The organism is Polaromonas sp. P1_E3 (assembly GCF_056405935.1).
On sequence record NZ_JBFUBD010000154.1, the window covers coordinates 1 to 6,421 of the forward strand.

The window sequence follows — 6,421 nt, forward strand, 5'->3', positions numbered from 1 at the left end:
CCAGCATGAGCCGTGGAACCGGCTTTGCCGGGCCACAGGCGGGCGGCCCCCTCGGGGGGCAGGGAGCTACACGAAGTGAGCGACCGTGGGGGCTCCATCACCGGCCTTCTTTGTCCCAGCTGCTGGAAGCACGCAGCAAGCGGTCCAGGTCCCGTTTGGCCTTGGCGGCGGCAGCGGCATCCATGTCAGCCGGGAAACGCATCATCCAGTTGCCGATCGGGTCGACCAGGTAAAGGTGATCTTCCAGGCGCTTGCCTGCCTCGGGCTCCAGCCACTTTGCCAGCTCGGCGCTTGACACACGAAGCACCGCCGAGGAGGCCAGCGCGGGCAGCAAGGCATCGCGCACCGGGGCATCGTCCACCACCAGCCAGACGCGGTCCAGGCGGTCTTTTTCCTTGCCCAGCGATTCACGGAGCTGGCGCTGAAAGTACAGGTTCTGCTCGCATCCCGCGTCGCAGGCGCCGCCCGAGACGCTGACCAGCAGCCATTGGTCCTTGAGTGCCGCCAGGGTGCCGCTGCGGCCGTCAAGCGATCGGGTTGCCAGCGGCGGCAGGGGCCGCTGCGGATTGATGAGATCGCCAAAGTTGCGGCGACCTTCGGGCCGGACCACGTAGTAGGTGAAGTAAGACGCGATGACTGGTGCCGCGCACACCAGCAGCACGGCCAGCATCTTCCAGCGGCCTGCAACCGTGCTGGGCGCACGCGTGCTGGACTGGTCGAGCACGGGCATGGCATGCACGGTCAGGCCCAGGGGCTGGTCCTGCAGTCCGGCTGCGGCAGTGTTGGCAGCGGTTGTATCGGGGGTAGCGGGCGTATCGTTTGTCACGGCAATTGATCACGGCGTTTGCCGCGCATGTGGGTACGAAAAGGAAGGAACAGCTGAAACCAGCCATACAAAAGAACCACCAGGCCGCAAAGGCCGAACCACTGGAAGGCATAACCATAGTGCTTGTCCACGCCGAGGCTGGGGGCAGCCCACTCGCGCAGCAGGCCGTCGCCGGACGCACCGCTCTGCAGCAATGAGACGTCCAGCAACGGCAGGCCGGTTTGCGCACGAAAGGCCGGCAAGTCGAGATTTTGCCGTATGCGCCCGCTCTCGCTCCCCTGGAACTCATAGAGCCGGGAAGGTGGCGGGGCAACACGCCCCTGGACGCTGACAGGGCCGGCAGGTGTCGAAACATCAGGCAGGCGGGTGCGGTCCGCAAAATTGCGCGGAACCCAGCCTCGCTGCACAAGGATGGCCTGGGACGTGCCCTCCAGCACCAGCGGTGTCACCACCACAAAACCCGTCTTGCCGCTCATGGGCCTGTTGTCGAGATACACCGTGTGCTCAGCGCGCCAGCTGCCCTTGAGCGTGGCAGGCCGATGAATGTCGTCGGCCAGGTTGCGGCCCGCCAGCAGAGAACGCTCGTCCAGTTCGGGCAGCCGGCTCCTGGAGTCGACGGCCGCCTGCAGCGCTTCTTTTTGTGCGGCGCGGCGAAGCTGCCATTGCCCCAGCGAAAAGGTCGTGCCAGCCACCACCAGTGCGGCTACCGTGAGAATCCAGAAGCGCGGGGAGTGCAAAGCACGTGTCATGAGCCGATAATCCTGTTCATGACTTACCTGATTGCACTGGCGTTTATCGCCATTTTTGCCAGCCTGGCCTCCGCACTGTTTTTCATGCTCAGGGGCGGCAAGGGCAGTGAAGGCGCCGAAAGCAGTAAACGCAAAAACAGCAACATGGCGCGCGCACTGGCGTTCCGTATCGGGTTTTCGGTGTTGCTGTTTGTCTGCATTCTGATCGCCTGGAAACTCGGTTACATCCAGCCCACTGGCATCCCTGCTGGTAAATAACAGCCACTCTGAGTGGCGAAATAAATAACAAAGGCCGCATCAAGCGGCCTTTGGTTGAGCGGCTCAGGCCGCGATTGGTTCCGCCTTACAGCCAATAAACCAGGATGTAGAGGCCCAGCCACACCACATCAACAAAGTGCCAGTACCATGCGGCGCCTTCAAAACCAAAGTGTTTTTCAGGCGTGAAGTGGCCTTTTTGCAAACGCAGCGTAATGAACAGCAACATCAGCATGCCGACAAACACGTGAAAACCGTGAAAGCCGGTCAGCAGGAAAAAGGTCGAACCGTAAACGCCTGAAGACAGCTTCAGGTTCATCTCGTGGTAGGCATGAAAGTATTCGTAGCCCTGCACGAACAGGAAGACCACGCCGAGTGCAACCGTGGCCCACATGAAGGCGATGGTGCGGGCACGCTTGCCTTCGATCAGCGCGTGGTGGGCGATGGTGATGGTGACGCCGGAGCTCAGCAGCAGCGCCGTGTTGACGGTGGGCAAGGAGCCCATGATGCTGGCCCAGATGCCGCCACCTATCATCAGCGGCTTCATGGCCGTGAAGGGCTCAACAATATCAGCGGGGGATGTCGTGGCACCCGCCACGATAGACGGCCAGGCCGCCTTGAAATCAGGCCAGAGCAGTGCGTTTTCGAGGCTGCCCAGCGCAGGCAGGGAGTGCGATCGGGCCCACCACAGCGCTGTGAAGAAAGCACCGAAGAACATGACCTCCGAGAAGATAAACCAGCTCATGCTCCAGCGGAAGGACATGTCGATCTTGCGGCCATACATGCCGCCTTCGCTTTCAGCGATGGACTGGCTGAACCAGCGGAACAGCGTCGCCAGCCACCACACCATGCCGAAAGCCAAAGCCCATGCACCCCAGGATGCGCCGTTAATCCATTGGCTGGCGCCGAGGATGACAAAAAACAGGCCGATGGACGCCATGACCGGATGGCTCGACGGGCTGGGAACGAAATAGTGGGGGGTAGACCCGTGGGTTGCAGATGACATCGCTCGACTCCTGTTTTTCTCTCGAATTTTCAAATAATCTGTTATTCAAACCGAAGTTTGCCGGTTGCCGCGCCGTTCAGCGCGCCACCATCCAGTTCACCAGCAGCACCAGGGCTGCGACAAACACAAACACGGCAATCAGCCCGACCGCAACAATATGGAGCGGGTTCAAATTCTTCACGTCTTCTTCATAGTCGCCGCGGGCGCGCAAGCCCACGAAAGACCACGCCACGGCCTTGACAGTGCGCCAGAACGAGGTTTTTTTTGCGGGTGCCGCGGCCATGCTCATGCGCCCGCCTGTTTTTCAGGCGGCACGGCAGCCGTTGTTGCCCTGGATGTGACCGGTGCGGCCGGCGTCTTGCCACCCACCTCGAAGAACGTATAGGACAAGGTGATCGTGGCAACGTCTTTCGACAGCTTCGGGTCAATCACAAACACCACCGGCCACTGCTTTTTCTCGCCGGGCGCGAGGGTGTACTGGCTGAAGCAAAAGCATTCCAGCTTGTTGAAATGGGCCCCAGCCTGGGCCGGCGCATAGCTGGGAATGGCCTGCGCGGACATGGTCCGGTCTTGTACGTTCTGGAATTCGTACATGACCGTGGTCAGCTCGCCGGGATGGACTTGCAGCGTGTTCTGTGCGGGTTTGAAGTGCCAGGGACCACGCGCGTTTGCGTCAAATTCGACCGTGATGGTGCGCGTGCGGTCTACTTGCGTATTGGCCGGCAGGCTGGAAGTCGCACCGGGAATCTGCCGGTCAGACAACGCCAGCACGTTGATGCCGGTCATCTCGCAGATTGCCTTGTAGATGGGCACCAGCGCGTAACCGAAGGCAAACATGCCGAGCACGATCACGCCCAGCTTGCCCATCATGTTGAAGTTTTCGCGCTTGAGCCGCATCACATTGGTACAGGTTGAAGACTGAAGTCTGTCCGGCGGCTCAGTGGCTGAGGAAAATCATCTTGGCCATGAAGCCGGCAAAAAAGACCAGCGCGACCGAAGCCAGTATCAGGGCCAGCCTCAGGTTGCTCTTTTTTTGTTCGGGTGTCGTCATGGCGATTACCGTTGAGTTCAATCAGCCGATCACGCGGGTTGCCGTGGCATCCAGCTTGGGCGGCGTTTCAAAGGTGTGGAAAGGCGCGGGTGATGGGACTTCCCACTCCAGGCCTTCGGCGCCCTTGCCGCCTTCGTCCACCCAGGGGTTCTGCTTGGCGGGAACACCCTGGCCGCGCATCGTGGGCACAACGATAAACAGGAAGAAGTACAGCTGGGCAAAACCGAAGAAGAACGCACCCACGCTGGCCACAGCGTTGAAGTCCGCAAACTGCATCGGGTAGTCGGCATAACGGCGTGGCATGCCGGCCAGGCCCAGGAAGTGCATCGGGAAGAAGGTCACGTTGAAGGAAATCAGCGACCACCAGAAGTGGATCTTGCCGCGGGTTTCGTTGTACATGACACCGGTCCATTTAGGCGACCAGTAGTAGTAACCGGCAAACAGGGCGTAGAGCGAACCAGCCACCAGCACATAGTGGAAGTGGGCCACCACGTAATAGGTGTCCTGCAGCTGCGTGTCGATCGGTGCGACCGAGAGGATCACGCCGGTCAGGCCGCCGATGGTGAATACGAAGATAAAACCCACGGCGAACAGCATGGGGGTCTCAAAGGTCATGGAGCCGCGCCACATCGTGGCGATCCAGTTGAACACCTTCACGCCCGTGGGAACGGCGATCAGCATGGTGGAGTACATGAAGAACAGCTGGCCCGTGACCGGCATGCCGGTGGTGAACATGTGGTGAGCCCACACGACAAAGCTCAGGATGGCAATGGAGCCGGTGGCATACACCATGGAGGCGTAACCGAACAGGCGCTTGCGCGAGAAGGCGGGGATGATCTGGCTGATGATGCCGAAGGCCGGCAAGATCATGATGTACACCTCGGGATGGCCGAAGAACCAGAAGATGTGCTGGTACATCACCGGGTCGCCGCCGCCGGCGGGGTTGAAGAAGCTGGTGCCGAAGTGGCGGTCCGTCAGCGTCATGGTGATGGCGCCCGCGAGCACAGGCATCACGGCGATCAGCAGGTAGGCGGTGATCAGCCAGGTCCAGCAGAACATCGGCATTTTCATCAGCGTCATGCCGGGGGCGCGCATGTTGAGGATGGTCACGATGATGTTGATGGAGCCCATGATGGACGAAGCGCCCAGGATGTGCATCGCAAAAATACCGGCATCCATCGAGGGACCCATTTGCAGCGTCAGGGGTGCATAAAGCGTCCAGCCTGCAGCGGGAGCACCGCCGGGCATGAAGAACGAGGTCGCGAGCATGAGGCCGGCAGGAATCATCAGCCAGAAGCTGAAGTTGTTCATGCGGGCAAAGGCCATGTCAGCCGCGCCGATCTGCAGCGGAATCATCCAGTTCGCAAATCCCACAAAAGCCGGCATGATGGCGCCGAACACCATGATCAGGCCGTGCATGGTGGTGAGCTGGTTGAACAGCTCCGGGTTGACCAGTTGCAGGCCGGGCTGGAACAGCTCGGCGCGGATCAGCAGGGCCAGCACGCCGCCGAACATCAGCATGAAGAAGCTGAACAGCAGGTACAGCGTGCCAATATCCTTGTGGTTGGTCGCAAACACCCAACGGCGCCAGCCCGTCGGGGCGTGGTGGTCGTGATCGTCGTGTGCGTGATCGTGATGGTCTAGAACTGCACTCATCTTGGCTTCCTTTGGTGGCTTGTGCCTGTAGCTTGTCTTTTGCGGCCGGCAAAGTCATGCCGGCTAAATAATGGAATCTGCTGGTAACGCCTGAGGCTTACTTGCGCGCCGCCTGCACTTCGGCGGGCTGAACGATCTGGCCGGTCTGGTTGGACCAGTTGTTCTTGGTGTAGCTGGCGACAGCTGCAAGGTCGGTGTCGCTCAGCGCTTTCCAGGAAGGCATCGCACCACCGGCTGCACCGTTCAGCAAAATCGTGATTTGCTTCTTGTGGTCGGCATCCAGAACCACTGCCGAGCCGTCGAGCGGTTTGATGGGACCAGCGCCTTTGCCGTTGGCCTGGTGACAGGCGGCGCAGTTGGCGGCATATACTTTTTCACCGCGGGCCTTGAGGTCAACCAGCGTCCAGACCTTGGAAGGGTCATCGGCCTTGGCGGCGGCTTCCTTGGCCTTGACGGCTACCCAGGCGGTGTAGTCGGCTGCGGACACCACCTTCACGTGGATCGGCATGTAGGCGTGTTCCTTGCCGCACAGTTCCTGGCACTGGCCATAAAAGTCGCCGATCTGTTCGGCACGGAACCAGGTGTCGCGCACAAAACCTGGAATCGCATCCTGCTTGATGCCAAATGCCGGCACCGCGAAGGCATGGATCACGTCGTTGGCGGTGGTGATGATGCGGATTTTCTTGTTGACCGGGACAACCAGGGGATTGTCGACCTTGAGCAGGTAGTTGTCGGGTGCTTCACCTGCCTTGGGGCCGCCGTTGTCGGACATCTCGCGGTGCGTGTTGTCGAGCGTGGAGACAAAACCGATGCCTTCGCCTTCGCCCTTGATGTAGTCGTAGCCCCACTTCCACTGGATGCCGGTGGCCTTGATGGTG

9 protein-coding genes are annotated in these 6,421 nt (G+C 60.5%); 1 reads left to right on the top strand and 8 read right to left on the bottom strand.

The genetic code is table 11. The features are described 5' to 3' along the window. Window positions 1-97: 97 nt before the first annotated feature. Together AC1D0Z_RS14415 and AC1D0Z_RS14420 are read right to left on the bottom strand one after the other, a co-directional pair. Window positions 98-730 (bottom strand): hypothetical protein, encoded by a 633-nt coding sequence (locus tag AC1D0Z_RS14415; RefSeq protein ID WP_477658918.1) that lies wholly within the window; start codon window positions 728-730, stop codon window positions 98-100. Window positions 731-822: 92 nt separating this feature from the next. After that, the gene (locus AC1D0Z_RS14420; RefSeq protein WP_477658913.1) at window positions 823-1,575 is read right to left on the bottom strand and encodes an SURF1 family protein; all 753 of its coding nucleotides are present in this window, start codon (window positions 1,573-1,575) and stop codon (window positions 823-825) included. Window positions 1,576-1,593: 18 nt separating this feature from the next. Here AC1D0Z_RS14420 and AC1D0Z_RS14425 point away from each other — a divergent pair, with 18 nt between their 5' ends. Continuing rightward, on the top strand, window positions 1,594-1,833 hold the full coding sequence (locus AC1D0Z_RS14425; protein ID WP_457282216.1) for a twin transmembrane helix small protein: 240 nt from the start codon (window positions 1,594-1,596) through the stop codon (window positions 1,831-1,833). A gap of 85 nt (window positions 1,834-1,918) precedes the next feature. On the opposite strand, the gene AC1D0Z_RS14430 is transcribed toward AC1D0Z_RS14425, so the two are convergent. From AC1D0Z_RS14430 to AC1D0Z_RS14455, 6 genes are all read right to left on the bottom strand, one after another. Then, a complete protein-coding gene (locus tag AC1D0Z_RS14430; protein WP_477658914.1) occupies window positions 1,919-2,836 on the bottom strand; it encodes a cytochrome c oxidase subunit 3 in 918 nt (305 codons plus the stop codon). Between the two features lie 76 nt (window positions 2,837-2,912). Then, window positions 2,913-3,125 (bottom strand): DUF2970 domain-containing protein, encoded by a 213-nt coding sequence (locus AC1D0Z_RS14435; protein WP_477658915.1) that lies wholly within the window; start codon window positions 3,123-3,125, stop codon window positions 2,913-2,915. Continuing rightward, window positions 3,122-3,733 carry a cytochrome c oxidase assembly protein gene (locus AC1D0Z_RS14440; RefSeq protein ID WP_477658919.1) on the bottom strand — a complete coding sequence of 204 codons (612 nt, stop codon included), beginning with the start codon at window positions 3,731-3,733 and terminating at the stop codon, window positions 3,122-3,124. Before AC1D0Z_RS14440 ends, AC1D0Z_RS14435 begins: the two co-directional genes overlap by 4 nt. Before the next feature lie 40 nt (window positions 3,734-3,773). Next, the gene (locus tag AC1D0Z_RS14445) at window positions 3,774-3,887 is read right to left on the bottom strand and encodes a cytochrome oxidase small assembly protein (RefSeq protein WP_457282220.1); all 114 of its coding nucleotides are present in this window, start codon (window positions 3,885-3,887) and stop codon (window positions 3,774-3,776) included. A gap of 21 nt (window positions 3,888-3,908) precedes the next feature. Further along, window positions 3,909-5,543, bottom strand: coding sequence for a cytochrome c oxidase subunit I (gene ctaD, locus AC1D0Z_RS14450; RefSeq protein WP_477658916.1), 1,635 nt, complete (start codon window positions 5,541-5,543; stop codon window positions 3,909-3,911). A gap of 97 nt (window positions 5,544-5,640) precedes the next feature. Then, window positions 5,641-6,421: c-type cytochrome (locus tag AC1D0Z_RS14455; RefSeq protein ID WP_477658917.1), on the bottom strand; the 781-nt coding region annotated here is incomplete at its 5' end.

Coding starts and splice junctions, on each gene's coding strand:
- ctaD (WP_477658916.1), bottom strand. CDS start 5,543: ATGAGTGCAGTTCTAGACCATCACGATCACGCACACGACGATCACGAC.
- AC1D0Z_RS14440 (WP_477658919.1), bottom strand. CDS start 3,733: ATGCGGCTCAAGCGCGAAAACTTCAACATGATGGGCAAGCTGGGCGTG.
- AC1D0Z_RS14420 (WP_477658913.1), bottom strand. CDS start 1,575: ATGACACGTGCTTTGCACTCCCCGCGCTTCTGGATTCTCACGGTAGCC.
- AC1D0Z_RS14435 (WP_477658915.1), bottom strand. CDS start 3,125: ATGAGCATGGCCGCGGCACCCGCAAAAAAAACCTCGTTCTGGCGCACT.
- AC1D0Z_RS14430 (WP_477658914.1), bottom strand. CDS start 2,836: ATGTCATCTGCAACCCACGGGTCTACCCCCCACTATTTCGTTCCCAGC.
- AC1D0Z_RS14425 (WP_457282216.1), top strand. CDS start 1,594: ATGACTTACCTGATTGCACTGGCGTTTATCGCCATTTTTGCCAGCCTG.
- AC1D0Z_RS14445 (WP_457282220.1), bottom strand. CDS start 3,887: ATGACGACACCCGAACAAAAAAAGAGCAACCTGAGGCTGGCCCTGATA.
- AC1D0Z_RS14415 (WP_477658918.1), bottom strand. CDS start 730: ATGCCCGTGCTCGACCAGTCCAGCACGCGTGCGCCCAGCACGGTTGCA.